The organism is Corynebacterium sp. 5QC2CO, assembly GCF_024580435.1.
In the GTDB taxonomy this organism is placed as follows: domain Bacteria; phylum Actinomycetota; class Actinomycetes; order Mycobacteriales; family Mycobacteriaceae; genus Corynebacterium; species Corynebacterium jeikeium_D.
This window is the reverse complement of record NZ_JANIKI010000009.1, coordinates 15,470-41,083: the sequence shown is the minus strand read 5'-3', so window position 1 is coordinate 41,083 and position 25,614 is coordinate 15,470. Positions and strand designations below refer to the sequence as shown.

Sequence of the window (25,614 nt, the reverse complement as noted above, 5' to 3'; positions counted from 1 at the left end):
GCTTATACGTCCTTTTGAGAAATCGCCCCGGCGAGGTTTTCCTCGCTGGGGCTTTTTCGTGTCTTCTTTGCTTTACGACGGGCACCTGCTCGGCCTTGTTTTTATAGCGGCGGCTTGGGTGCTTGCTGCATCTTTGGTCCTGGTGTTGGGGCCTCGGACGATGAAGGTGGCGCCGCTGTTGCCTAAAGCGGGCTTGCGCTTCACCAGGAGTGGTTTGCCGCACAGTAACCGGCTGCTGGCGAAGCGCAAGCCGTCCTATTGTGGCCCTATTGGCCCTAATATCCTGGTGGCCCTGTCGATTTTGGTGGCTCTGGCTGTCCTGACCGCCATTGACAGCCGGTCTCTCGGTCCATATGATTGGTGACATGACAACAAAAAATCAGGCTAACCAGACAGAGGACTCCGCGCACTCCACCGGTGGTGTGTACTCCCAGGAGGGCAAGGACTTTAACCGCGACACCCGCTATATCAACGACCGGATTGTTAAGAACGATCGCGAGGTAGGCGAGGGGATTAAGACGTGGCCAGTCGAAGCTGGTCGCTATCGCCTCATCGCGGCTCGCGCATGCCCATGGGCACACCGTACGCTTATTGTTCGCAGGTTGCTCGGCCTGGAAGATGCAATTTCGGTCGGTATTCCGGGGCCGGTTCACGATGCCCGCTCCTGGACATTCGATAAGGGACCAGGTGGCCGTGACGAAGTGCTCGGCTACGAGCGCCTGCAGGAGGCATTCCTCAAGCGTTTCCCGGACTATCAGCGCGGCATTACTGTCCCTGCCATCGTCGAGATCGAGTCGGGCGAGGTTGTGACCAACGACTTCCCCTGGATAACCTTGGACTTCATTACCGAGTGGACCGAGTTCCACCGCGAAGGCGCCCCGGATCTCTACCCGGAGGAGATGCGCGAGGAAATGGATGAGCTTATGCAGTTTATCTACACCGAAATCAATAACGGTGTCTATCGCTGCGGCTTCGCGGGTTCGCAGGACTCCTACGACAAAGCTTACGACCGGCTGTTCAATGCCCTAGACAAGGTGTCTGAGCGCTTAGAGACCCGCCGCTACCTCATGGGCGACCACATCACTGAGGCCGACATTCGCCTTTACACAACCCTCATCCGCTTCGATGCCGTCTACCACGGCCACTTCAAGTGCAACCGGAGCAAGATCTCCGAGATGCCGGTTCTATACAACTACCTGCGTGATCTCTTCCAGACTCCGGGTTTCGGCGACACCACTGATTTCGTCGATATCAAGCGCCACTACTACGAGGTCCACCGCGATCTCAACCCTTTAGGGATTGTCCCGAAGGGCCCGGAGCTCTCCGACCTGCTCCAGCCGCACGGCCGTGAGGCCCTTGGTGGCAGCCCATTCGGTAACGGCACCGCCCCGGCCCCAGTCAACCCAGATCCCGTTGAAGAGGGCCACCGTATCGAGGATCTCGTCGTAAAGCACTAACGTGCGGGGGCGTGTCCACGTACCCTTAGAAACATGCTCAAAGTAGGACTAACCGGTGGCATGGGCAGTGGAAAATCTACGGTCGCCCGTAGGTTTGCCGAGCTCGGTGCCGTCATCATCGACGCTGATCAGATCGCTCGCGAAGTCGTCGAACCCGGGGAACCGGCGCTGGCCGAACTCGCCGAAGCTTTCGGCGAAGGCATTTTGCTTGACGACGGCTCCCTCAACCGCGGCGAACTTGCGAAGCGGGCCTTCGTATCCGCGGAGAAGACGGAGCTGCTGAACTCCATCACCCATCCGCGTATTGAGCAGCGCACCGAAGAGCAGTTCAACGCGGCAGGTGACGCCATCATTGTTTTTGACTCTCCGCTGCTGATTGAAATGGGGCAGTCGGAAGCACAGGACCTCGTCGTAGTTGTGCATACCCCGGTGGAGGTCCGTCTCGACCGTCTGGTCGAAAGTCGCGGTGTAGACCGAGAGGATGCGAAGCAGCGCATCGCTAAGCAAATCAGCGATGACAAGCGCCTGCAGTTCGCCGACGTGGTTATGGAAAACTCAGTCACCGAGGATGACCTCGTGCGCCAGGTCGACCGGATTTGGGAGCGGATTATTCAGCCGCTGAATCAGATTCGTCAGCTGCAGGCCGGGCAGCAAGATAATCCCGTAGCCGCGCAATAGCCTCCTCAATTACCTCGGAGCGCTTGCAGAAAGCGAACCGCACCAGGTAGCGGTATTTTTCTGACTCCGGGTCATCCACAAAAGCGGTGACGGGGATGGCTGCGACGCGGCATTCCTTGACCAGCCGGGTGCAGGTCTCCAGGGCGTCGCCAAGCCCCCAGCTCGAGACATCGGCGACGACAAAATACCCTGCCTGCGGCGTGAAGACATCGGCGCCAAGGCCCTCCAACCCATCGGCGAGGAGCCGCATGTTGTCCTCGAGCTGACCCGCCAGCGCGTCCACCCATGGGGAACATTCCTGCAGGCCACGGGCGACTGCAGGCTGAAGGGGAGTGGCGCCGACATAGCTCAAGAACTGCTTAGCCTTGACCACACCATCGAGTAGTTCGGTCGGGGCGAGCGCCCAGCCAATCTTCCAGCCGGTGACGTTGAAGGTTTTTGCGGCGCTGGACACGACAATGGTCCGCTCACGCATGCCGGGCAGAGCGCTGATGGAAGAGTGTGACAATCCGTTGAAGTACAGGCGTTCGTAGACTTCGTCGGCAAGCACGAGCAGATTGTTTGCGATGGTGACATCGGCGATGGCCTGCAAGTCCTCGTCGGTCAGGACGGTGCCGGTGGGGTTGTGCGGCGAATTGATGATGATCATCGCCGTTTTAGTGGTGACGGCATCGGCAAGCGCGCTGCGGTCGAGCGACCAGGAGCGTGCCGTGCCGGAAGCTGCGGGGATGAGCGGCACCGCGGTATATGTGCAGTTAGCCAGTGCGATGGCGGCTTTGTACGAGTCGTAGTACGGCTCGATGACGATGACGTGGCTGCCGGGTTCGAGATGCCCCAAGGCGGTGGCGGCGATCGCCTCCGTGGCACCGACCGTGACGAGGCATTCGGTGTCGGCATCGTAGACCTGCCCCGTGCGGTGGGCGCGATCGGCGACGATGGCATCGCGGAGCACCTTCATACCGCGGCCGGGGCCGTACTGGTTGTTTCCGCGAGCTATCTGATGTCGCGCCTCCGCGAGCACTTCCTCCGGCCCATCCCAATCCGGGAAGCCCTGCCCGAGATTGATTGCCTCGTGCTCGGTAGCGAGGCGGGACATGGTGGCGAAGATGGTCTCGCCGAAGGGGCGCAAGCGGGAAACTGTCATGGTTTCACTGTAGGCGGGAGTTTGCGGGCTTGTTGCGATTCCCCGTCGGCGAATCGCGGCTGGCGGCCAGCAGTTGCACCGACTGCCGACCGCCACCTGGTGTGCTAGTACATGTAAATCTTCGCGTTGTTGCCGCCGGTGCACACGACAACGTCGTCTTGTGTGCTGCAGCTGAGGTCGTAGGTCTTCTCGGTCGCGGGGCTCTTGGCCTTGATGTTTGGCTGCAGGTGGTCGCGGATATTGTCCTCCGAGGCGTTAAGCCCCTCGGTCTGCTGGTTGAAAACGGCCTTCGCAAAGTCGCAGCTGGTGTTTGGCCCCGCCGCGATGAGGTTGAGGCCGTACCCATCGCCGTAGATGCAGGTGGTTGCCTGTTCGCCGGCCGCCATGAAGGTGGATCCCGGCGAGGGGTTGTTGTAGATCTCGGCGGTCATGTCCTGACGAAGCTCGCTCCCGTCGCCGTTGTCGCCGCTTTCGCTTGACGACGTCGACGTGCCACCAGTCTCCGCCGTCGTTGTGTCGCCTCCCTGGTCCGGTGCGGAACCGGTTGGGTTAGGCGTGTTGCCCGAACCCTTGTCAGATACGCCATCCTCGGTCTGAGTAACGGTGGTGGTTTCAACCGGAGTAGCAGATTCGGGCGCTGCTTCGGTTTCCTGTGTTGAGCAGGCGGTGAAAGCCAATGCGGTGGTGGCGAGGATACCGGCCACAAGGGCTCGGTGTGAGGTTGCTTTTCGAGTGGTGGAACCTGGGCGAGTCGTAGCGTGCGTGTGGACTGGTGTGCGGCGCGAGGTGTTCATAGGCGCCAGGCTAGTTGCTGTTCAGTCAGTTTTCACTACAAAATAAATAACAATTCGGCAAATGGATGGCTGTTTTTCTTGTGATATCGGCTGTTTATCGCTGCTTATTGGCGTAGCCGACCGTTGGATTCCATTCCCAAACTTTCTGGCAGGCGGGCCATCCTGGTTTATAGTCCACGCGGGGACGGCGCTTTTGTACCCATCGAATTGCCTGCTCGATTTCGTCGAGGACGCTGTCGAGATTCCAATTGATGCATGAGTCTGTGAACCGTAGGATTATCCAGCCGTGCAGCGTGCCGGAGTTGGTCTTCCAACGATCTGTGATGAACGAGTCTTCGTTGGCGTGGTACTTCTCTGAGTCGACTTCGATGGCTATTTTCCACTGGTCAAGCAGGATGTCGAAGCAGTAGGGGCCGATGAATTGGTTCATTCGGATGCGGTACCCGCGCTTGATTAGTGGGCGGGCCAGCTTGCGCTCGAGTTCGCTGCATGAGCCAATCGGCGTGGTAGCGATGGTTTCACGCAGCCAGGCGGGGACTTTCCGCATCCGGCGGAGGTCGTGGTTGAGTCGCTTCTCGCCGTCGCGACCGGAGTAGTGTGTTTCGAGGATTCTGCGTGCATAGTCTTTTGAAGCGCGTGCTGCCCAGAGGGCTTCGACAACTGGTATGCCATTGATGCTGGTGTAGGCCGGCAGACGGCTGTGCCTAATGGAGAAGGTCTCGGCCTGAACTGATCCCGCGCCCTCTGCCTGGATAGGAAGTGTCAGGGGAAGTCTCAAGTGGATTTGAGCTGCGCTTTTGCCGCTTAGCGCAATGCGTTTGTAATGCCCCGTGATTGCTCGGGCGACTGAGGCGGGAGAGTGGTCGTCAATGTAGAGGCCACGTACCAATTTAATTAGCCTGCCTTGTTGTAGGAGGGCTCTGGTCTTTTTCTCTCCGATGCCGAGTGCACGTAACTCGGCCGTGGTGAAACTTCCCATGGTCGGGACTCTAAGCTTTTGCGGCCCAGGGGATTTTCTGTGAGAGAGGCTCCGCGTCCAATCTGTGGACAACTTTCAGGGTGTGGATAACCTCTGGCGCTCAGGTCGCCCGCAGCCCCGCATCCTCGCAGCTTCGCAGCCGCAGCCGTGGACCATCGATAAGACGGCTTGCGCTTCACCAGGAGCCAGCAGCTGCGCACTAAGGGCCAGCTGGTGAAGCGGAACCCCGCCTTTGCTGGCCTGGCACCGACTTTATGCCAGCCTTGTCCACATCTGTGCCGGTTTTAATGTTGGTCCGGAACTCGACAGCCGCTCCTAAGCCCCTGAACCCTAGCCCTGGACAGCTCAAAGCCCCAGGAAGTAACGTAACCAGCCGCTTTCAAGACAGCCTTCGCTACGCTGGGAACTATGGCATTTGCAGCAGAGCAACCCGTCCTCGCACACTCGGAGTTCCGTCCAGTCGGTGAAGTCGAACGCGCTGAGGGAACCTTCGAGGTCATCAGCGAATTCGAACCGTCGGGCGACCAGCCGCAGGCAATCGCGGAACTGTCGGAGCGCCTGGATAGAGGCGAGCGCGAGGTCGTTCTGATGGGTGCCACGGGTACCGGTAAGTCAGCCACCGCAGCGTGGTTGATCGAAAAGGTGCAGCGGCCAACCCTCGTCATGGCACCGAACAAGACGCTTGCGGCCCAGCTGGCCAATGAGCTCCGCAGCCTGTTGCCAAACAACGCGGTCGAGTACTTCGTTTCGTACTACGACTACTACCAACCCGAGGCCTACATCGCGCAGACCGATACCTATATTGAAAAGGATTCGTCGATCAACGAGGACGTGGAGCGCCTGCGCCACTCGGCTACTTCAGCGCTGCTGTCGCGTCGCGACGTAGTCGTCGTTAGCTCTGTTTCTTGCATCTATGGCCTGGGTACCCCGCAGTCTTACCTCGATCGTTCGGTGTGGCTGAAGGAGGGCGAGGAAGTCGATCGCGACCAGTTCCTGCGCCTTTTGGTGGACATTCAGTACGCCCGCAATGACATTGCCTTTACCCGCGGCACCTTCCGAGTAAAAGGTGACGTGGTCGACATCATCCCGGCCTACGAAGAAAAGGCCGTGCGGGTGGAGTTCTTCGGCGACGAGATTGATTCGCTGTACTACCTCAATCCGGTCACAGGCGACGTCATTGACCAAGTCCCGGAGCTGCGCATCTTCCCAGCTACGCACTATGTCGCAGGTCCGGAGCGCATGGAACGGGCGGTCGCGGACATCAAGGCCGAACTCGCCGAACGCCTGGCGGATCTGGAAAACCGCGGGAAGTTGCTGGAAGCACAGCGTCTGCGCATGCGCACGGAGTACGACCTCGAAATGATTGAGCAAGTCGGCTTCTGCTCTGGCATCGAGAACTACTCGCGCCACATCGATGGTCGCGCGCCGGGCTCGGCCCCCGCGACGCTCATCGACTATTTCCCGGAGGACTTCCTCACCATCATCGATGAGTCGCACGTCACCGTGCCGCAGATTGGCGGCATGTTCGAGGGCGATGCCTCCCGTAAGCGCAACCTTGTCGACTTCGGTTTCCGCCTCCCATCGGCGCTGGATAACCGCCCGCTGACGTTCGACGAATTCGATGCCCGAGTGGGCCAGGTCGTGTTCATGTCCGCAACGCCGGGTGACTATGAGCTCGAAAAGACCGGTGGCGAGTATGTGGAGCAGGTCATTCGTCCGACTGGGCTGGTGGACCCCAAGATCGTCGTTAAGCCTACTGAGGGGCAGATCGATGATTTGATCGGCGAGATCCGAAAGCGCACCGAGCGTGACGAGCGCGTGCTCGTGACCACCCTGACGAAGAAGATGGCGGAGGACCTGACCGACTACCTGCTCGAAAATGGTGTGCAGGTGCGGTACATGCACTCGGATGTGGATACGCTCAAGCGCGTTGAGCTGCTGCGACAGTTGCGGCTCGGCGAGTACGACGTGCTGGTCGGCATTAACCTGCTGCGCGAGGGCCTCGACCTGCCCGAGGTTTCGCTGGTGGCAATCCTCGACGCTGACAAGGAGGGGTTCCTGCGTTCGGAGCGCTCGTTGATTCAGACGATTGGTCGTGCCGCGCGAAACGTCTCCGGCGAGGTGCACATGTACGCCGACAAGATCACCGATTCCATGCAGTTCGCCATCGATGAGACGGAGCGCCGCCGCGAAAAGCAGATCGCGTACAACACCGAGCATGGCATCGATCCGCAGCCGCTGCGCAAGAAGATTGCGGACATCCTGGATCAGGTCTACGACAACGCTGACACCGATTACGAAGGTAAGACCGGTGCGGCCGCTGATGCGCTGCTCTCGCGTGCCGACGGCTCGGGCGCGGCCGATGGTGCCAGCGGTAAGCAGATGCCGCGCGCTGAGCTCGAGGCGCTTATCGCGGATCTGTCGGAGCAGATGGCCGCGGCTGCGCGTGAGTTGAAGTTCGAGCTTGCGGGGCGCTTGCGCGATGAGATTTTCGACCTCAAGAAGGAACTTAAGGGGATGATCGAGGCCGGTGTCGAGTAGTTTTTTGCTACTGTTGTGGGAAGTAAAACAGTGTATTCGCGAAAGTGCCTCTGGCCAGTGAGTTCGGGGCAATTACGGCGTTACGCACGATGAACTGTTTTAATGCAACTTCCACAGTGAGGGATAGTTTTCATGAGTGATTACAAGACCATTGTTGTCGGCACGGATGGTTCTAAGTCGTCGCTGCTCGCAGTAGAGCGCGCTGCCTCGATTGCCGCTGCTTTCGACGCGACCCTGGTTATCGGCTGCGCTTACTACGAGACCGCAGAGGATGCCTCCCAGACTCTGCGCCAGGATTCGGTTCAGGTCCTCGGTGATGATCCGGCTCAGAAGAACCTGGCTGCTGCTAAGGAGGCCGCAGAGGCCGTCGGCGCTACCAAGGTTGAGACCGAGGTGCGCTCTGGCTCCCCGGTTGAGGCTCTGATGTCCCTGGTCACCGACCGTCGCGCTGACCTGCTGGTGGTTGGTAACCGTGGTATTAACTCGCTGACTGGTCGTCTGCTGGGCTCCGTGCCGGCTGATGTTGCTCGTCAGTCGGACTGTGACGTCATGATTGTTCACACCGTGAGCTAAAAGCCGTGAGCTGACAATTTAGCTTTCGCTTTAAACCGGCGTCTCTGGGTTGAGGTGCCGGTTTTGCTTTTGTTGGGCGTCGGGTGGTGTCTCGGGACGGTGAGGAGCCGAGAGGCTAGGCCCAATCCAGCTCGGGCAGGTGCTCAGGGCTCTGCTTATCGACGACCACGAGTCCCTGGGTCGCACGAGTCAGTGCAACATATAGGTCCTGTAGCCCCTGCGGAGATTGCGCCACAATCTGGTCGGGCGCAATGACGATGACCTCGTCGAATTCCAGGCCCTTTGAGGTCGTGATGTCGTAGACCGCGCAGTTGGTGAGCTTGCTGGGGCGAGTAGCAGGTGCGTCACCGGCGCTAGTCGAGTCGGCAGCATTAGCGCCACCATCTTCGCCATCTCCATCATCTCCGCCAGCGCCAACACCGAGAAACTCCCGCACCTCCGCGCGCGTAGCTTCGAGCAACTCTGCCGGGGCGATGACCGCGACCAGGCGGTCCGGCTGCGCAACCTGCTCCACATGCGCAAGCGCCTCCGCCACGGTGTGCGCCAGAACAGGCTTGCGGCCGGTGGCGCGAATCGACTGGGGCGCCTCCAGCTCCGGATCAATCTCAGCCAGGACACTGGCAGCAACCTCCATCACCTCAGCGGGGGTGCGGTAGTTGACGGTCAGCTCGTGGAGATGCCATCTCGATCCAATAATTGGTTCCAGCACATCGTGCCAGGTCGCGGCACCTGCGGGGGAGCCCGTCTGGGCCACGTCGCCGACGAGGGTCATCCAGCCGTTGGGGCTGCGGCGGCGCAGCATTCGCCAGGCCATTGCGGAGAGTTCCTGAGCCTCGTCGACGATGACGTGGCCGTAGGCCCATAGGCGATCCGCCGCCGCGCGCTCGGCGGTGGATCGCAGATCCCGCTCACGGTGGCGTTCAGCCAGTGCCTCGGCATCAATGACGTCATACGCCGACAAGATCTCGGCCTCGAAGCCGTCGTCAAGATCTTGGGACGCAGAACTGGACAGGGTATCCAGCGCCCCCTGCGCCTCCTCGACGCGGGCTTGCCAATCCTCTTCATCGGCCTCCGCCTCGCCAACCGGGCCGAGGAGCTCCGCCAGCTCGTCGAGAAGCGGGGCATCGGAAGGCATCCAGTCGGTGCCTTCCGGCCGGTAGAGAGCCTCGCGCGTCAGCTCGTCGTAATCGCCGGCGGCATAGTCGATGGCCTCACGGGAACTCAGCAGTTCCGACAGCACCTGCTCGGGCGTGAGGGCGGGCCACAGCTCATCGAGGATGTCGGCGACTGCTCCGGATTCGTCGATTTCGTCGCGCAGGTCGGCAACGTCGGTCACGGACAGCAGGTTCTCACCGCCCAGCGGGTCGGCGCCGATGACCTCGGCCATCTGTGCGGCCAGGAGCTCCACCACGTGATCGCGGAAAATCGGCCGGGCCAGATTGTGGGGTTTACGAGTCCGCCGCGCACGCGTCCGCGCAGCTTTCACCATGTCCGGTGTGATGGTCAGGGTGATGTTGTCGTTCCGGACTTCAAGCGGCTCCGCGGGTAGCTCCTGGTAGGCCCGCACGGCTTCGCGCAGGATAGTGAGCATCTCAATCGAGCCCTTGACCTCCTGCGCAACCAGGGGTTCGGGGTTGTGTCCGTCGATAAGCGCGTCGGAACCGCGCACGCCGGGGTAGAGATCGGCGATGGTGGTCAGCACCACGCCAGTTTCGCCGAGGCTCGGCAGCACTCGCGAGATGTAGTCGAGGAAAGTCGTGTTCGGGCCGATGATGAGGACACCGGTTTTCGCCAGCTGATCGCGGTAGGTGTAGAGCAGCCACGCGACGCGGTGCAGCGCCACCGCCGTCTTGCCCGTGCCGGGACCGCCCTGGACGACGAGGGTGCCGCGGGTGGAGTCGCGGATGATGAGGTCCTGCTCGCGCTGAATGGTCTCCACAATGCCGCGCATATGGCCGGTGCGCGCTTGATTCATGACCTCGCGCAGCACCGATTCGCCACCGACGCCAGCCTCAACTTCGGTCTCGTGTGCGCTGTCGGCTTCCTCGCCGGAGAGCCATTCGTCGTCAATGCTGCGGACCTTCCGGCCGTGCGTGCGCAGGTGGCGCCGCAGGCTGACGCCCTCGGGATGCGCGGTCGTGGCCAGGTAAAACGGGCGCGCACCATCGGCACGCCAATCCATGATGACCGTGCGGTAGTCGTCGTCTTCATCGGACAGGCCGATTCGCCCGATGTATCGCTTATCGACGGTCGCCCCCGGCCCTTCCGCTGCCAAAGGATTGTCGGGGTCTGTGTCATCGATATCGATTCGACCAAAGACCAGGCCGATTTCGGCTGAGCGGTAGCGGTCCAGATTAGCCTGTAGCCGGTGGTATTCCACCTCGCGTTCAACACGGGCTTGCGGGTCTGGATCGTCGATAAGCATGACCTGGCGCAGGTATTCTTGGTCGCGCTCGCGTGCCCGGTCGAGGAAGCTGAACGCGCGATCGACGTAGGCCTGTTCTGCAGCGAGGATCTTTTCTTCTTCTCGCTGTGGTGCTGAACTTGCCTGGTCCGGCAGACCTGCCTGGCCAGTGCGGCCAATGCGGCCTGTCTGGTCCTGCCCGGGCTCGGATGCGCGCGACGCCAACCTGGTCTCCTCAACGAATCGCAAAATTAGTGGTAATTGATGTGCTGAATGAATATAGAAATATGAAAACGCCCCCGCACGCGTAGTGGCGTGGGGAGCGTTTAAGTATACCGCTTTAACTGCGGCAGCAAACTTACTGCAGGCGCTTCTGCGCCTTCTTAGCAGACTTCTTGGCCTCCTTGGAAGCCTTGGCTGCGCGCTTGCGCAGTTCCTTGCGCTGCTTGCGAGTGTCCTTCTTGAGGTCCTTGCCCAGGTCTTCGGCGTAGTCGCGAGCGTCCTCAGCGAGTTCGCTAGCCTTGGCAATCCAGTCGTCCTTGTTGTCCTCGACGTAGCTCTTAGCGGTGTCGAAGGCGCCGGTGAGCTGCTCGCGCCAGCCGTCCTTGTTGTCTTCGACGTATTCACCAGCCCCATCGGTGGCCTCAGAAGCGCGGTCGCGGAGCAGGCCAGCCTTTTCTCGGACGTTCTCGCCGGCGGAAGCGAAGGCTGCACTGATTTCCTCAGTGCGCTGCTCGGTTTCAGACTTGGTCGGCAGGGCAGCTTGAACCTTCTTGTTCAGCTGCTTGCCAGCCTTCTCAGCGCGCCAAGCGACACCCGGCTTGCCGTCGGTGTCAGCGGTAGCCAGGAAGAGGCCACCCAGCAGACCGATGTCGGTCAGGAAACCAGTGCGGCGAGCTGCCTTCTCCTTCGAATCCTGGGTCTCCCAGAATGCGTGGCGAGCCAGCATCGTCGGAACTTGTGCAGCGACCAGAGCGGTGGCGGACAGGCGTGGGGCCTTACCCAGAGCGTAGAGGGAACCCGCGGCAACCTTGGTGCCAGCGACGACCTGGACAACCAACTTTTCGCTATTTGGCACGTACTTGTTGTACTGGTTCGGGGTTACGGAGCGGACGCGGGCAATCAGGTCGCGTGCGCCCTCTTCGTGATCCTTCTGGTTCATCAGCGTGTCGACACCGTCGGCAACGAAAACCGAGGCCAGCATTGGTCGGGCAAACTTGCGAATCATCTAAATTCCATCTCCTTTATCGTCCAGGTGAAACCGTGTTTTTGGCCATCTGGTCGCTGTAATTCACTATTAATCCTACGCAGCCTGGCCTATTTATGTCGCGGGAATGACGAGTTTTTCAGAAGCTGCGGCTGCATCCAGCACTGCTAACGACACTCATCCAGCACTGCCAACGACGCTCATCCAGCATTGCCAACCACGCTCATCCAGCGCTACCAACCACGCTGGCGCCAGTTCTCGACCTCGGGGCTCTCGACGCCAACAGTGGTGTCCTTACCGTGGCCGGGGTGAATCACCGAGTCGGCGGGGTAGACGTGGAAGACACGGCTCTCGACATCGTCGATAAGCTGCGTGAAATCCTCGGGCGAGTACGTTTTACCGACACCGCCTGGGAAGATGCTGTCACCGACGAAGAGGTGGTGTGACGGGGCGTCGTCGGAAAGCGCGCCGGCTTCCTTTGCGGACAGGTCGAGGCAGAGGCCGCCCTTGGTGTGTCCGCGCAGGATGAACGTGGGCAGCGTGATGTCCTGGCCGAACGTGATGGTCTCGCCGCCGTCGAGCTGCTGGTCGGCGGGCTCGGGAATGTCGGCAGCGTCGAGGCTGGACGTGATGTGGCGGGCCGGGAATGACTGCAGGAGTTCGCCGAGCGCCTGGACGTGATCGCCGTGGGAGTGCGTGGTGACAATTGTGCGGACCTGCGCGCTGACGTGCTCAACCAGGCGGATTAGGTGGTCGGCGTCGGTGGCGGCGTCGATAAGTAGGGAATTGTCGGGATCGCGGGAGTCGACCAAAAGGTAGACGTTGTTTTCCATCGGTCCGACGGAGGTCTTATAAATAGTGACATTGCCGTAGTCAATGCGCTCAACGCCGCGCGTGCTCGGCGAGTTGGAGTAGGGGCTGATTGTCATGTCGTCGTTCATGCGCCCCAGGGTAATGAGGTGTCTGTCGGCGCGCTAGGAACGCAACGTAACCGCGAGTCTCTGAACACATGTGCGAAAAATTGGTTGTGGACTGTAGACTAGTCGGCAGTGAATCGTCGACGAATTGAGGTTTCCCACTGTGGCTGAACGTCTAGTGGTCAGAGGCGCCCGCGAGCATAACCTGCAGGGTGTTGACATCGATTTGCCCAGAGACAAGATGGTGGTTTTCACCGGTCTGTCGGGGTCGGGTAAATCGTCACTGGCATTTGACACAATTTTCGCCGAGGGTCAGCGCCGTTACGTGGAGTCGCTGAGCTCCTATGCGCGCATGTTCCTGGGGCAGATGGAAAAGCCCGATGTAGAGATGATTGAGGGGCTCTCGCCGGCGGTGTCGATCGACCAGAAGTCGACGAACCGCAACCCGCGCTCGACCGTCGGAACCATCACTGAAGTGTATGACTACCTGCGTCTGCTCTACGCGCGCACCGGTACACCGCACTGTCCGACCTGTGGGGAAGTAATCTCCTCACAGACTCCACAGCAGATCGTCGATCAGGTCATGGAGATGCCGGAGGGCACCAAGTTCCAGGTCCTGGCACCCGTCGTGCGTACGCGCAAGGGTGAGTTCGTCGACCTGTTTGAACGCCTCGCATCCGAGGGCTACGCGCGTGTCATCGTCGATGGTGAAATGCATCGCCTGACGGATCCGCCGAAGCTGAAGAAGCAGGTTAAACATGACATTGACGTGGTCATTGACCGTCTCCAGGTGAAGGAGTCGCAGCAGCGCAGGCTCACCGATTCCGTCGAAACGGCGCTTCTGCTTGCCGACGGCGTCGTGGTCATCGACGCCGTCGGGCTAGAGGCAGATGACCCGCGTCGAACCCAACGGTTCTCGGAGAAGATGGCCTGCCCGAATGGGCACCGCATTGCTATCGATGAGTTGGAACCGCGGTCGTTTTCCTTTAACTCGCCGTATGGTGCGTGCCCGGAGTGTGACGGCATCGGCACCAAGCTAGAGGTGGACACGGACCTGGTGATTCCAGATCCGTCGTTGCCGACGATTGAGGCGATTGCGCCATGGCGGCAGACGCTGAACAAGAAGTACTTTGAAAAGCTGGTCGAGGGGCTCGCCACCGAGATGAGCTTCGACCCGACCACGCCTTTTGAGGAACTCACAGCGCCGCAGCGCAAGGCCCTGCTGCACGGTTCCAGCCACAAGGTCACGGTGCGGTACCGAAATCGCTACGGCCGTACTCGTCAGTACACCGCACCTTTTGAAGGCGTGATGCCGTACCTGCACCGCAAGCTGTCGCAGGCGGAGAGTGACTCTCAGAAGGAGCGTTTCCAGGGGTACATGCGTGAGGTGCCGTGCCCGGCATGTAGCGGCACGCGTCTGCGTCCGGAAATTCTTTCGGTGACGTTGAATTCGGCGGAGTTCGGGCAGAAGAATATTGCTGAGCTCACAGAGCTATCGGTTCACGATGGCTCGGCATTCCTGAATTCGCTGACTCTGGGCAAGCGCGAGGAAATGATTGCCGGGCGTGTTCTGCGTGAGGTGCAGGCTCGTCTGAAGTTCCTGCTGGACGTTGGCCTGGACTATCTGTCCTTGTCGCGTTCGGCGGGCACGCTGTCCGGTGGTGAAGCGCAGCGAATTCGTCTGGCCACTCAGATTGGTTCGGGACTTGCTGGCGTGCTCTACGTCTTGGATGAGCCCTCGATTGGTCTTCACCAGCGCGATAACAACCGTCTGATCAAGACTCTGAAAAATCTGCGTGACCTGGGCAATACGCTGATTGTGGTCGAGCATGATGAGGACACGATTCGTGAGGCCGATTGGCTGGTCGACATTGGGCCAAAGGCCGGTGAATACGGTGGACAGATCGTCTACCAGGGCGAACCGTCGGGCATTGTTGACTGCGAAGAGTCGCTGACAGGTGCGTATCTCTCGGGTCGTCGGGTGTTGGCAGTGCCGGAGAACCGTCGTGCGATTGATAAGTCGCGCATGGTGACGGTCAAGGGCGCTCGCGAAAACAACCTGAAGAAGATCGACGTGAAGTTCCCCCTCGGCGTGTTGACCTGCGTCACGGGTGTTTCCGGGTCCGGCAAGTCCACCCTGGTCAACGAAATTTTGGCCAAGGTGATGAGCAACGAGCTCAACGGTGCTCGTCAGGTGCCGGGTCGACACAGCCGCGTGGAAGGCCTGGATCAGCTGGACAAGCTGGTGCAGGTAGACCAGTCGCCGATTGGTCGCACCCCGCGTTCCAACCCAGCGACGTACACCGGTGTGTTCGACAAGATCCGCAACCTCTTCGCAGAGACGCAAGAAGCCAAGGTTCGTGGCTATAAGCCGGGCCGCTTCAGCTTCAACGTCAAGGGTGGTCGCTGTGAGGCGTGTAAGGGCGACGGCACCATCAAGATTGAGATGAACTTCCTGCCGGATGTCTATGTGCCCTGCGAGGTTTGCCATGGCGCGCGCTACAACCGCGAGACGCTGGAGGTTCGCTACAAGGGCAAGACCATCGCTGAGGTGCTGGACATGCCCATCTCCGAGGCGGCGGAGTTCTTCGAGCCGATTCAGTCGATTGCGCGTTATCTCAATACGCTTGTCGACGTCGGCCTGGGCTATGTCCGTCTCGGGCAGGCGGCAACCACACTCTCGGGTGGTGAGGCTCAGCGCGTGAAGCTGGCCAGTGAGCTGCAGAAGCGCTCCAATGGCCGGACGGTTTACATCTTGGATGAGCCGACCACGGGTCTGCATTTTGAGGACATCCGCAAGCTCATGTTGGTGTTGCAGGGCCTGGTGGACAAGGGCAACACCGTCATTGTCATTGAGCACAATTTGGATGTCATCAAGTCTGCGGATTGGATCATCGACATGGGGCCGGAAGGCGGCTCCGGCGGTGGCACCGTGGTTGTAGAGGGCACCCCGGAGGGTGTCGCGAACTGTTCCGGCTCCCACACCGGGCAGTACCTGAAGCCGCTGCTTAAGTAGCTTAGGTAGTCGGCTCGTTTCCGTCGTAGATCTCAGGACCGTCGGAGCGGGTGACGCCTTCCATTCTGTCAGCAGCGGGGTCGGCATCGGCAGCGGCGGCGGCGTCAGAATCGCTAGCGGTGGCAGCGTCAGAATCGCTGACGGTGCCGTCCCGGTCCGGTGCCGCCGGCTCCTCGGCACTCTTCTGCTTCGCCCCGGAGACTGCCATGGCCAGCAAAATCAGACCACAGCCGAGGAACGCCAAGGCGCGGATAACGCCATCGAGCGTTGCCATGTCGTAGAAGATCAGCTTGACGATAGACAGCGCCGCAATCGTCAACCCCGCTGCCAGTCGTGCTGGAATGTGGTGGAACCTCTTCGATAGCACCAGCATGCCGGCAATCGTGGCCCAGAAAATACTCAGCAACATGTGTGCGGCGTTGAAGCTCACGCCAATGGTTGTGAGCAGCACGATAAATGGCATACCCAGCGCAGCCAGGCCAATCAGTGCAAAAGCTGGCGGTAGCTGCGACCTCGCTGCCGTCACGGCCAGGCCGACGTCGGCGCACAGCAGGAACAGCAGCGAAAGCACTTCTGCCCAGGTTGCCGAGTAGTCAGCCGCAGCACCGGCATTCAATGCTGCGGGCAGGATGTAGAGGTGTACTACCGTTGCGCCGAGCAGCCAGGTCAGTGCCGCAATCTTTGTATAAGGTGCGACGGCATCCCGGGTTGGTTCAGGAGCCTGTAGTCGTGCGCCAATCGCGCCGTGCTTCGGTGCTGCGGCGAGCGCCCAGACAAAGAGCGCGGCACCGATGGAGATTGGGATGAGACCCCAAGTGTCGGTTCCAGTACCGGTTCCTGAGCTCCTTTCTGGACCCGCCACCGCGAGCGCCAGCCAGGGCAGAATTGCCGTGGCCAAGGCCATTGGTGCGAGATAGCGGAAGATGGCACGGTTCCAAAGGAATACTGCAGCAATTGCGATGAACAGCACGAATCCGCCGTAGAGCAGCAACCAGAGGCTGGAGGTGGACTGTGTGACGTTGACCGTTGGGACTGCAGCTACAACCGGAGTCGAGAAGGCAACTACTGACGTGATCGTGACCAGATCGTCTTCCCAGGTGCTGGCTTCCGAAGGCTCGTCGTCAAGCTCGGGAGTGAGTTGGCGAGCCAACGCCAGCGGACCGAACTGGGCAAACACGAAAAGGGCAATGGTGAGTGCGGCGATTGCGGGCATCACCAGTGCATTGTTGGTCGTGATTACGCCGATGAGAACGTTTGCGCCGAGCAGGAATGCGACTACGTACTTCCGGAAGGGGATATTCAAGAAGCAGACGATAGCGGCGATGACCATCAATTGAAGGGTGATCTGCGCGAGCGAGGAGCTCAGCGGGCGGGCGTGGAAGTCGAGGCCGATCGTCGCCCACAGCATTAATCCGGTGTTGATCGTGATGGCCCACGCGGCGGTTGCGCTCGACTTTGTCCACCGCGCGCCGTACAGACCGACGGCGGCGAAAGGCAACATGATGACCAGCGTCGCCGCCACCGGAATCCAGTCGAGGAGGTAGGACATCGACATTGTTGTCAGGTGCGCAGCGGCTAGTGATGTCGCAATCAACGCCGTCACACCAGCAGGTGGTGCTTGACGACGGTGCGTTCGCACAGCCGCAACTGCGAGCACGGCGGCCAACAAGTAAGCCAGGACCACACGCCCGGCCGGTCCAATCAGGCCGGATTGGATTGCGACCGCAACGAAAAATGCGATACCGGCAGCGGTGATGAGACCACCGAAAATGGCAATTATTTTGATGATTGCTTTCTCGTTGCGCCACCAGGGCTCGCGAGGTTCGCGCGGTGCCTCTGGCAGCTTCGGCGGCGGGGCGGAGTCGGTGGGAGAAGACTGCGGCGAGGTAGAAGACTGCGGCGACTTCGAATCCCGCCTCCATTGGTGGGCAGAGGGGAAGCCGAACATCGGCTGCGCAGTTGCGTCGCTCTGTGGCAGGGGAGCAGGTTGATTCCGCCAGTCCGCTTGTGTTGGCGGTGGTGGGACCTGCATCTGCTGAGACTGCTGGGGATACCGCGGCGTGGCCAGCGTCTGCTCAGCATGCGGTTCCCAGCGGGGAGGAGATGCCTGCTCTAGTGATGGACGAGACGCTGGCGGCGGTTGCGGATTGTGTTGAGGCGACCCTTGGGGTGCAGCATGGGGCGGCGCTTGAGGCGCCGGCTTAGGTACAGCTTGAGGTACTGGCGCGGATTCCGTTCCCGTAGTTTGAGGCGCGCGCGGTACGGTCGGCGCTTGCCCGCTTGCCTGGGAAAGGCGTACCTGCCAAGTATGAGTCAGCTGAGCCAGCCGAAGCGAGCTGGCCTCCAGATCTGCCAGAGCATGGGAAAGCTCTGAGACGGAGTCGCCAGTCAGGACAAAATCGCCGGTCGGAGGCTTGTCGTATCGGGCGGAATGCTGATTAGGATTGGTGTTCTCGGCTTTAGGGCCAAAGCCGTTGGAGCCAGTATTCATGGTGACAACTTTAATCGTGTTTGCCCTAAAAACTATGGAGAGAATCTACCAATCTGATTACAATTCTGATTGCACTTTTTAACGCTCGGTAGGGCGTCGGGGGCTGACGGCAAATAACCTGGCGTAAGAACCGGTTTTGGTATGCGAGAACAGCTGTGTTAACATCTCGTCTACGACCGCCAGAATGTGATGCTTGCTGCCTCCGGGGAGCATTTAGTTGCATTCGGCAGCGAAGAGGATTTAAGTCCCACCCTAGGTGCGCCAAAGAATTACGGTAGCGCCGGGGTCCACCCTAATCGGTGATGTCACATCACACGATTGGAAGGCGTCCTTATACAGTGTGTAGTAATCCGCTGTAGACGCGTGGCTTTTCTTCCTTTCCCGCTTGCTATCGCGGTTTGAAACGAAGATTGTTCAGGTTCAACCTAGGAGGCCACATCAGCGCTGAAGCTCGTATTAACGAGGATATTCGAGTACCGGAAGTCCGCCTTGTAGGACCGAATGGTGAGCAGGTGGGCGTTGTCCGCACCGGTGACGCACTCAAGCTCGCTTACGAAGCAGACCTTGACCTGGTTGAGGTTGCTCCGCGAGCAAAGCCACCGGTCGCCAAGATTATGGACTACGGCAAGTTCAAGTACGAACAAGCCCAGAAGGCACGCGAGGCTCGAAAGAACCAGCAGCAGACTGTGGTCAAGGAGCAGAAGTTCCGTCCGAAGATTGATGACCACGACTACGAAACCAAGAAGAACAACGTTGTTCGTTTCTTGGAGAAGGGTTCGAAGGTCAAGGTCACGATTATGTTCCGTGGCCGTGAACAGTCTCGTCCAGAACTGGGATTCCGCCTGTTGGAGCGTCTGGCCGCCGATGTCGAAGAGTACGGCACCGTCGAGTCTCGCCCGAAGCAGGACGGTCGCAACATGACTATGGTCCTGGGGCCGGTTCGGAATAAGGGTAAGAAGTAACCGACCTGACCAGAAATGGTTGTAAACGAGATTTTTGCGCCACGAGCGTCAAAGATCGGTAGGGGAGAGTTTTAACATGAAGCAGAAGACCCACAAGGGCACCGCAAAGCGCATCAAGGTTACCGGTTCCGGCAAGCTGCGCCGCGAGCAGGCTAACCGCCGCCACCTCCTGGAGGGCAAGCCGTCCACTCGTACCCGTCGCCTGAAGGGCACCACGGACGTTGCTAAGTCGGACGTCAAGCGCGTCAAGCGTCTGCTGGGCAAGGCTTAATTTTTCAAGCCTCGTCCCAGGGCAATCGCCCTCTTAATTTCACTAGTTCTTAAAGACAACGAAAAGGAAGTATCACCGTGGCACGTGTGAAGCGGTCTGTTAACGCTAAGAAGAAGCGTCGCGAAGTTCTCGATTCCGCAAAGGGCTACCGTGGTCAGCGCTCCCGCCTGTACCGCAAGGCCAAGGAGCAGATGCTCCACTCCAAGACCTACGAGTTCCGCGATCGCCGCCACCGTAAGGGTCAGTTCCGTCGTCTGTGGATTCAGCGCATCAACGCTGCTGCCCGCGCTAACGACATCACCTACAACCGCTTCGTCCAGGGCCTGAACCTGGCTGGCGTTGAGGTTGACCGTAAGAACCTGGCTGAGCTGGCTGTCAACGACCCGCAGGCATTCGCTGCTCTGGTTAAGGTCGCTAAGGACGCTCTGCCGGAGGACGTCAACGCTCCTGCTGCTAAGTAAAGCAGCTACGAGGTAGCTCGTACGTAGCGTCGGCAAGCGCCTGCGACTGGCAGTGCGCCTGCCAACATCTTTGAAAACCACCGTTGATTGGGTTAACGAATAACCTCGACGGTGGTTTTTCGTATCCGCACTGGCCTGCTGGCGGTTATGAATCCCGAGTCGCATCACTAGGATTAATCACTATGAACTCTGCGCTGTACTTCAACGACGAGCCGTTTACTCCTCGCACTCCGCGAGTCTCGGCGGCTATTCAGCTCCACCGTGCGGCCAAGCGGAAGAAGGCCGGGCGCTTCCTCATCGAGGGCTTCAATTCCGTCGATGCGGCTATCCGCGCAGAGGCTGTCGTGGAAATCTTTGTCACCGCTGCCGCCGCCGAGCAGTTCCGTGAGCTGCTCACGGGGTATCTCGAATCTGGGACGCAGCGCAAGTCTGTTTCGCTTATCGACGACTCCGCGGCTCGCTCTTTAAGTGAAACTGTCACCACTACCGGACTCTTCGCTGTCTGCGACACCAATCCGGTATCCACTTCGTTGGAAGAGGCCATTGAGGTTGGAAAGCAGTCCGGCTGTTTGGTGATTCCGGTGGAGTGCAATGACCCGGGCAATGTCGGCACGATTGTGCGCATGACCGATGCCCTTGGAGCTGGCGCGGTTATTCTTGCTGGCGATTCGGTTGACCCGTTGAACTCGAAGGCCGTGCGTTCTTCGGCAGGTTCTGTTTTCCATACTCCTGTCGCACGCGAGCGCGATATTGACGTCGTTATGGAGAAAGTCAGGGAAGCGGGCTTTACCACCCTCGCTACGGCGATGGATGGCGCTCTCACGCTCGGCGTTGATGCGCTTCCCGACGGTCCCGTTGCCTGGCTTTTCGGCAACGAAGCACATGGCCTGTCCGAGGAGATTACGTCCTCGGCGGGGGCAAGTGTGTCCATCCCGATTAAGGGCGAGGCAGAGTCGTTGAACCTCGCCACCGCAGCGGCCATGTGCCTGTGGGAGACGGTTCGGGGTAAGTAGGAAACCTCGATGGTGAGGTGCATGCACGTGTGCAGTTATCCTCGACTATGATTGTTCCATCACAAGAACTGATAGTCCTATATAGAAGTGGTTGACACGTGAGCGATTCGCCAAATCCTATCGATCTTTCCGAGGACGCCCTCCAGGCGGCTGCGCAGAAGGCCACGGATGCCTTTGATGCTGCCGGCAACCTGGATGAGCTTTCTGCCGCCCGCCGTGAGCACTTGGGGGATGAAGGCTACATTCCGCAGGCTCGCCGCGCGCTGGGCTCCATTCCGAAGACTGAGCGCAAGGATGCTGGTCGTCGCGTAAATGTTGTTCGCGGAGCCGTCGAGAAGCACTATGCTGAGCGCCTTGCGGTGCTGGAGGAAGAGGAAAACGCGCGTCGCTTGGTCGCGGAGCGTATCGACGTGTCGGTGGACACCACGCGGAGCCAGCGTGGCGGTATGCACCCAATTACCATCCTGTCCGAGCAGATCGGTGACATCTTCGTGGGCATGGGCTGGGAAGTTGCCGAGGGGCCGGAGGTGGAAGCCGAGTACTTCAACTTTGACGCGCTGAACTTCCTGCCGGATCACCCGGCTCGTACTCTGCAGGACACTTTCCACATTGCGCCGGAAGGTTCCAAGCAGGTGCTGCGTACGCACACCTCGCCGGTTCAGGTTCGTACTCTGCAGTCGCGTGACCTGCCGATTTACGTTATCTGCCCGGGCCGTACCTTCCGTACTGATGAGCTCGACGCCACCCACACGCCAGTCTTCCACCAGGTCGAGGGACTGGCCGTGGACAAGGGCCTGACCATGGGGCACCTGCGCGGCACGCTGGATCACATGGCAAAGGCGCTGTTCGGTCCGGAGACCAAGACCCGTATGCGCACCAACTACTTCCCGTTCACCGAGCCGTCGGCTGAGGTTGATGTCTGGTTCCCGAACAAGAAGGGCGGCGCTGGCTGGATCGAGTGGGGCGGCTGCGGCATGGTCAACCCGAACGTGCTGCGTGCTTCCGGCATTGACCCGGAGGTCTACTCGGGCTTCGCGTTCGGCATGGGTCTGGAGCGCACCCTGCAGTTCCGCAATGGCCTGACCGACATGCGCGACATGGTCGAAGGCGACGTCCGCTTCACGCAGCCGTTCGGTATCCGCGGCTAATTCACTGACCTACAGATAGGAGTTTTACTTACATGTTCATTCCACAGTCGTGGGTCACTGAAATCGTTCGCGGCCCAGAGAACACCATCAACCCGGACTGGTCCGTCACCCCGGACGAGCTGGATGAGGGCTTTGTTCGCGTTGGTTTTGAAACCGAGGGGCACGAGCCGCTGGAGAAGGTCGAGGGGCCGCTGGTTTTCGGCCGCGTCGACCACATTGAGGAGCTCGAGGGCTTCAAGAAGCCAATTCGCTTCTGTCAGGTCAATGTCGGTGATGCCAATGGCACCGGCGAGCTGCAGGAGATTATCTGTGGTGCCCGCAACTTCGAAGAGGGCTCCATTGTCGTCGTCGCGCTGCCGGGCTGCGTGCTGCCAGGTGGTTTCGAGATTTCCGCGCGGAAGACGTACGGCAAGGTTTCCAACGGCATGCTCTGCTCCGAAGCTGAGCTGGGAATGACCGATTCCTCCGCCGGCATTCTCACGCTGCCGTCGGCCCCAGCTGAGCTGGGTTCGTGCGCCAAGGAGTTCATCGGTCTCGATGACGAGAAGTTCGAGGTCAACATCACTCCGGACCGCGGTTACGCGCTGTCGGCCCGCGGTCTGGGCCGCGAGATCTGCTCCGCCTTCAACCTCGACTTCGCCGATCCGGCCAAGGTCAAGGAGCTGCCGGTCGAAGGTGAGGTCCTGAACGTCACCATCGACGAGGACACCGACACCCGCCGCTTTGGTCTGCGCCGTGTCACCGGCATCGACCCGAACGCCGAGACCCCGTGGTGGATGCGCCGCCGCCTGCTGCTGGCTGGTCAGCGTCCGGTCAACGTGGCTACGGACGTCACCAACTACGTGATGCTGCTGCTCGGCCAGCCGATGCACGCTTTCGATGGTTCCAAGATCGCTGGTGGCCTGCATATCCGCAACGCTAAGGCCGGCGAGACTCTGACCACTCTCGACCACGTGGATCGCAAGCTCGACCCGGCGGACGTTGTCATCTGCGACGACAACGGTATTCAGTCGTTGGCCGGCATCATGGGTGGTCTTACCTCCGAGATCGCTGACGACACCACCGATGTTGTCTTCGAGGCCGCCAACTGGTCGCCGCTGCACGTCTTCCGCAGTGGTCGCCGCCACAAGCTGAGCTCCGAGGCTTCCCGACGTTTCGAGCGCGGCGTGGACACCGCTCTGGTCGAGCCGGCTCTGGATTTGGCCTGCCAGCTGCTCGCTGACATCGCCGGCGGCACTATCGACACTGGTCGCACCCTGCTCGGTGAGGTTGCCACCATGCCGACTATTGACTTTGCCGTCAACCGCGCCAGCGAAGTTGCGGGCGTTGATTACCCGCGTGAGACCGTCATTGGTCGCCTGCGTGAGGTCGGTTGTGAGGTCGTTGACAACGGTGACCGCCTGGCTGTCACTCCGCCAACCTGGCGCTCGGACCTGACCATGTCCGCTGACCTGGTTGAGGAAATCCTGCGTCTGGAGGGCCTGGAAGACATTCCGGTTATCCTCCCAATCGCCCCGGCCGGTCGCGGTCTGACTGAGCGTCAGCTGCGCCGCCGCTTCGTCGGTCACGCGCTGGCCCACAATGGCTACCTGGAGATTCTGCCGACACCATTCATTGCCAACGATGTCTTCGACGTCTGGGGCCTGGACGCCGATGACCCGCGTCGTAACACCGTCAAGGTCATCAACCCGTTGGAGTCCGACCACGCTCAGCTGGGCACGACGCTGCTGCCGTCCATGCTGGAGTCGCTGAAGCGCAATGTTGCTCGCGGCCAGGTCGACCTGTCGCTCTACGGTGTGGAGCAGGTATCCATCGAGCGCGGCAACGGTGTCTCGCCGATGCCGTCGACTGCCGGCTTGCCGAGCGAGGTCGAGCGCGCCGAGCTGCTGGACTCGCTGCCGGAGCAGCCGCTGCACGTCGCCACTGTCGCCTGCGGGCGTATCCGCCTGGATAGCCCGTGGGGTGACGAGGCCGCGTACACCGTCGCCGACGCCATCGAAGCCGCGCGCATTGTTGCCCGCGCTGCCAACGTCGAGCTGGAGATCCGTAACGCTGAGGTGCTGCCGTGGCACCCGGGCCGCTGCGCTGAGCTGCTTGTCGACGGTCACGTCGTCGGCCACGCCGGTGAGCTGCACCCGAAGGTGTGCAAGGACGTTGGTCTGCCGGAGCGCACCTGCGCGATGGAGATTAATCTCGATGCACTGCCAGTGACGGAGCACCTGCCGGCGCCGGTACTCAGCCCGTTCCCGGCTGTCCACCAGGACGTCGCGCTTGTTGTCAGCGATGAGGTCTCCGCCGCAGAGGTGGAGAAGACTCTGGTGGAAGGTGCCGGTGAGCTCCTCGAATCCATTCGTATCTTCGATGTTTACCGTTCCGAGCAGATGGGCGAAGGCGTTCGCTCACTGGCGTACTCCCTGCGTTTCCGCGCACCGGACCGTACGCTGAAGGAAGAGGAAGCTTCCGCGGCTCGCGAGGCGGCCATTGAGCTGGCCACTACCCGTCACGGCGCTCAGCTGCGCGGCTAAAAGGGGAGACCACAGGGAGAGATACCCATGATTGGCATCTTGCGGCACCGCGGCAACAGGCTGAATAGCGCAGAGGCACGAGAGCAGCGCGTTGGAGCGCGCGCGGTGAGCAGCGCGAAGCCTGCGGTGACTGTGGCTGCAGCTGCTGTCACGGCAGGTCTGTTGCTCACCGGCGCGCCGAGTGCGGCTGCGCTGGTTGGCGGGGAGGCTGCTGCGCCTAGTGCGGCGGCGGACTCCGTGGTGTCAATCATGGTCCAGACCAGTCCCCATACCGGAAACTTTTGCACGGGAACTGCAATCGCCCCACAGTGGGTAATGACCGCCGCCCACTGCGTGCGTGATGTCCCGCAGCAGGCTGGGGAAGTAGAGGTCGGTTTCGGTCAGGATTCCCACCGTGTTCCTATCGATAGCTGGGAAATTGCGCCCACCGGTGACGTAGCGCTTGTTCACCTTGCGGGCGACGCAGCTCTTCCGGGGTATCCCGCAATGGAACGTCGTCAAGCGTTTTCAGAACAAGAAACGGCAGGCACTGTCTACGGGCGCTCGTTGCTCGGCGAAGTTGCGGATGGCGCGCTGCCGACGGCGACCGTCACCGCTTCGATGTGCCCGGTGAAGTATCAACAGTGCGTGCGAGAAGACTCCGTGCTGGCGCACATGGAGCGACCCGCGGCGTTGCAGGTGGGCGATTCGGGCGGACCGCTCTTTATCGACGGCCAGCTAGCGGCGGTGTTCTCGGGTGCGGTGGCTTTTGACGGCAGCGTTGCACCGGAGGAGTCGGGTTACTACCTCTACACCACGACGTCATCGGTGGCGCAGTGGGCAGATGGCGTGATGCGCCAGGAGCCAAGCGTCGTAGTTGAATAGTCCGGCGTTGAGTAAGTCGGCATCGAGTAATCCGGCGTGCTCGGTGAACGAATTTTTACCCTATGACGGCGTCATATCCATAATTAACTCACGTCACATCGGTTGAATTCCAGCACTTTGGCAACGAATTCTATGAATATCTTGCAACACAGTGAATAAAAGTGTTGAA

General features: G+C 60.4%; 20 protein-coding genes. 13 read left to right on the top strand and 7 right to left on the bottom strand.

Features of this window, described 5'->3' with window-relative positions:
• Nucleotides 1-58 precede the first annotated feature (58 nt).
• Genes NQ014_RS08215 through coaE form a run of 3 tightly spaced genes read left to right on the top strand, consistent with a single transcriptional unit; the run spans nucleotide 59 to nucleotide 2,135 of the window.
• Nucleotides 59-364, top strand: coding sequence for a hypothetical protein (locus NQ014_RS08215; protein ID WP_257074713.1), 306 nt, complete (start codon nucleotides 59-61; stop codon nucleotides 362-364).
• Between the two features lies 1 nt (nucleotide 365).
• Nucleotides 366-1,457, top strand: coding sequence for a glutathione S-transferase family protein (locus tag NQ014_RS08210; protein WP_257074712.1), 1,092 nt, complete (start codon nucleotides 366-368; stop codon nucleotides 1,455-1,457).
• A gap of 33 nt (nucleotides 1,458-1,490) precedes the next feature.
• Entirely contained in the window at nucleotides 1,491-2,135 is a 645-nt protein-coding gene (gene coaE / locus NQ014_RS08205; RefSeq protein WP_257074711.1) for a dephospho-CoA kinase, read from the top strand.
• On the opposite strand, the gene NQ014_RS08200 is transcribed toward coaE, so the two are convergent.
• The 3 genes from NQ014_RS08200 to NQ014_RS08190 form a co-directional block, all read right to left on the bottom strand.
• On the bottom strand, nucleotides 2,065-3,279 hold the full coding sequence (locus NQ014_RS08200; RefSeq protein WP_257074710.1) for an aminotransferase class I/II-fold pyridoxal phosphate-dependent enzyme: 1,215 nt from the start codon (nucleotides 3,277-3,279) through the stop codon (nucleotides 2,065-2,067). The genes coaE and NQ014_RS08200 overlap by 71 nt on opposite strands.
• Nucleotides 3,280-3,383: 104 nt before the next feature.
• The gene (locus tag NQ014_RS08195; RefSeq protein WP_257074709.1) at nucleotides 3,384-4,073 is read right to left on the bottom strand and encodes a hypothetical protein; all 690 of its coding nucleotides are present in this window, start codon (nucleotides 4,071-4,073) and stop codon (nucleotides 3,384-3,386) included.
• Between the two features lie 94 nt (nucleotides 4,074-4,167).
• Nucleotides 4,168-5,052, bottom strand: coding sequence for a type IV toxin-antitoxin system AbiEi family antitoxin domain-containing protein (locus NQ014_RS08190; protein WP_257074708.1), 885 nt, complete (start codon nucleotides 5,050-5,052; stop codon nucleotides 4,168-4,170).
• A gap of 408 nt (nucleotides 5,053-5,460) precedes the next feature.
• Here NQ014_RS08190 and uvrB point away from each other — a divergent pair, with 408 nt between their 5' ends.
• Both uvrB and NQ014_RS08180 read left to right on the top strand, forming a co-directional pair.
• A complete protein-coding gene (gene uvrB, locus NQ014_RS08185; RefSeq protein WP_197914607.1) occupies nucleotides 5,461-7,593 on the top strand; it encodes an excinuclease ABC subunit UvrB in 2,133 nt (710 codons plus the stop codon).
• Nucleotides 7,594-7,725: 132 nt separating this feature from the next.
• Nucleotides 7,726-8,166 carry a universal stress protein gene (locus NQ014_RS08180; RefSeq protein ID WP_257074707.1) on the top strand — a complete coding sequence of 147 codons (441 nt, stop codon included), beginning with the start codon at nucleotides 7,726-7,728 and terminating at the stop codon, nucleotides 8,164-8,166.
• A 115-nt stretch (nucleotides 8,167-8,281) separates the two neighbouring features.
• On the opposite strand, the gene NQ014_RS08175 is transcribed toward NQ014_RS08180, so the two are convergent.
• The 3 genes from NQ014_RS08175 to NQ014_RS08165 all read right to left on the bottom strand — a co-directional run bounded on the left by NQ014_RS08175 (nucleotide 8,282) and on the right by NQ014_RS08165 (nucleotide 12,718).
• Nucleotides 8,282-10,795, bottom strand: coding sequence for an AAA family ATPase (locus tag NQ014_RS08175; protein ID WP_257074706.1), 2,514 nt, complete (start codon nucleotides 10,793-10,795; stop codon nucleotides 8,282-8,284).
• 133 nt (nucleotides 10,796-10,928) lie between these two features.
• Nucleotides 10,929-11,798, bottom strand: coding sequence for a DoxX family protein (locus NQ014_RS08170; RefSeq protein WP_257074705.1), 870 nt, complete (start codon nucleotides 11,796-11,798; stop codon nucleotides 10,929-10,931).
• 212 nt (nucleotides 11,799-12,010) lie between these two features.
• Nucleotides 12,011-12,718, bottom strand: a complete 708-nt coding sequence (locus tag NQ014_RS08165; RefSeq protein WP_257074704.1) for an MBL fold metallo-hydrolase — start codon at nucleotides 12,716-12,718, stop codon at nucleotides 12,011-12,013.
• A gap of 139 nt (nucleotides 12,719-12,857) precedes the next feature.
• Between NQ014_RS08165 and uvrA the strand changes: the two genes are divergently transcribed.
• Nucleotides 12,858-15,710: an excinuclease ABC subunit UvrA gene (uvrA, locus tag NQ014_RS08160; protein WP_257074703.1), complete on the top strand. Its 2,853-nt coding sequence runs from the start codon at nucleotides 12,858-12,860 to the stop codon at nucleotides 15,708-15,710.
• 1 nt (nucleotide 15,711) lies between these two features.
• On the opposite strand, the gene NQ014_RS08155 is transcribed toward uvrA, so the two are convergent.
• Nucleotides 15,712-18,201, bottom strand: a complete 2,490-nt coding sequence (locus NQ014_RS08155; RefSeq protein ID WP_257074702.1) for a DUF2339 domain-containing protein — start codon at nucleotides 18,199-18,201, stop codon at nucleotides 15,712-15,714.
• A 410-nt stretch (nucleotides 18,202-18,611) separates the two neighbouring features.
• Between NQ014_RS08155 and infC the strand changes: the two genes are divergently transcribed.
• The 7 genes from infC (at nucleotide 18,612) to NQ014_RS08120 (ending at nucleotide 25,445) form a co-directional block, all read left to right on the top strand.
• The gene (gene infC / locus NQ014_RS08150) at nucleotides 18,612-19,163 is read left to right on the top strand and encodes a translation initiation factor IF-3 (RefSeq protein WP_005511730.1); all 552 of its coding nucleotides are present in this window, start codon (nucleotides 18,612-18,614) and stop codon (nucleotides 19,161-19,163) included.
• A 76-nt stretch (nucleotides 19,164-19,239) separates the two neighbouring features.
• Nucleotides 19,240-19,434 carry a 50S ribosomal protein L35 gene (gene rpmI / locus NQ014_RS08145; protein ID WP_005511726.1) on the top strand — a complete coding sequence of 65 codons (195 nt, stop codon included), beginning with the start codon at nucleotides 19,240-19,242 and terminating at the stop codon, nucleotides 19,432-19,434.
• A 77-nt stretch (nucleotides 19,435-19,511) separates the two neighbouring features.
• On the top strand, nucleotides 19,512-19,895 hold the full coding sequence (rplT, locus tag NQ014_RS08140) for a 50S ribosomal protein L20 (protein WP_005511721.1): 384 nt from the start codon (nucleotides 19,512-19,514) through the stop codon (nucleotides 19,893-19,895).
• Between the two features lie 182 nt (nucleotides 19,896-20,077).
• Complete coding sequence (locus NQ014_RS08135; RefSeq protein WP_257074699.1) at nucleotides 20,078-20,908, top strand: RNA methyltransferase; 831 nt, start codon at nucleotides 20,078-20,080, stop codon at nucleotides 20,906-20,908.
• A 98-nt stretch (nucleotides 20,909-21,006) separates the two neighbouring features.
• Complete coding sequence (gene pheS / locus NQ014_RS08130; protein WP_257074698.1) at nucleotides 21,007-22,056, top strand: phenylalanine--tRNA ligase subunit alpha; 1,050 nt, start codon at nucleotides 21,007-21,009, stop codon at nucleotides 22,054-22,056.
• 32 nt (nucleotides 22,057-22,088) lie between these two features.
• Nucleotides 22,089-24,581, top strand: coding sequence for a phenylalanine--tRNA ligase subunit beta (gene pheT / locus NQ014_RS08125; protein ID WP_257074697.1), 2,493 nt, complete (start codon nucleotides 22,089-22,091; stop codon nucleotides 24,579-24,581).
• Nucleotides 24,582-24,608: 27 nt separating this feature from the next.
• The gene (locus NQ014_RS08120) at nucleotides 24,609-25,445 is read left to right on the top strand and encodes a trypsin-like serine protease (protein ID WP_257074696.1); all 837 of its coding nucleotides are present in this window, start codon (nucleotides 24,609-24,611) and stop codon (nucleotides 25,443-25,445) included.
• The last annotated feature ends 169 nt before the right edge of the window (nucleotides 25,446-25,614 follow it).

Coding starts and splice junctions, on each gene's coding strand:
- NQ014_RS08210 (WP_257074712.1), top strand. CDS start 366: ATGACAACAAAAAATCAGGCTAACCAGACAGAGGACTCCGCGCACTCC.
- coaE (WP_257074711.1), top strand. CDS start 1,491: ATGCTCAAAGTAGGACTAACCGGTGGCATGGGCAGTGGAAAATCTACG.
- NQ014_RS08200 (WP_257074710.1), bottom strand. CDS start 3,279: ATGACAGTTTCCCGCTTGCGCCCCTTCGGCGAGACCATCTTCGCCACC.
- NQ014_RS08195 (WP_257074709.1), bottom strand. CDS start 4,073: ATGAACACCTCGCGCCGCACACCAGTCCACACGCACGCTACGACTCGC.
- NQ014_RS08190 (WP_257074708.1), bottom strand. CDS start 5,052: ATGGGAAGTTTCACCACGGCCGAGTTACGTGCACTCGGCATCGGAGAG.
- uvrB (WP_197914607.1), top strand. CDS start 5,461: ATGGCATTTGCAGCAGAGCAACCCGTCCTCGCACACTCGGAGTTCCGT.
- NQ014_RS08180 (WP_257074707.1), top strand. CDS start 7,726: ATGAGTGATTACAAGACCATTGTTGTCGGCACGGATGGTTCTAAGTCG.
- NQ014_RS08170 (WP_257074705.1), bottom strand. CDS start 11,798: ATGATTCGCAAGTTTGCCCGACCAATGCTGGCCTCGGTTTTCGTTGCC.
- NQ014_RS08165 (WP_257074704.1), bottom strand. CDS start 12,718: ATGAACGACGACATGACAATCAGCCCCTACTCCAACTCGCCGAGCACG.
- NQ014_RS08155 (WP_257074702.1), bottom strand. CDS start 18,201: ATGAATACTGGCTCCAACGGCTTTGGCCCTAAAGCCGAGAACACCAAT.
- rpmI (WP_005511726.1), top strand. CDS start 19,240: ATGAAGCAGAAGACCCACAAGGGCACCGCAAAGCGCATCAAGGTTACC.
- NQ014_RS08135 (WP_257074699.1), top strand. CDS start 20,078: ATGAACTCTGCGCTGTACTTCAACGACGAGCCGTTTACTCCTCGCACT.
- pheT (WP_257074697.1), top strand. CDS start 22,089: ATGTTCATTCCACAGTCGTGGGTCACTGAAATCGTTCGCGGCCCAGAG.
- NQ014_RS08120 (WP_257074696.1), top strand. CDS start 24,609: ATGATTGGCATCTTGCGGCACCGCGGCAACAGGCTGAATAGCGCAGAG.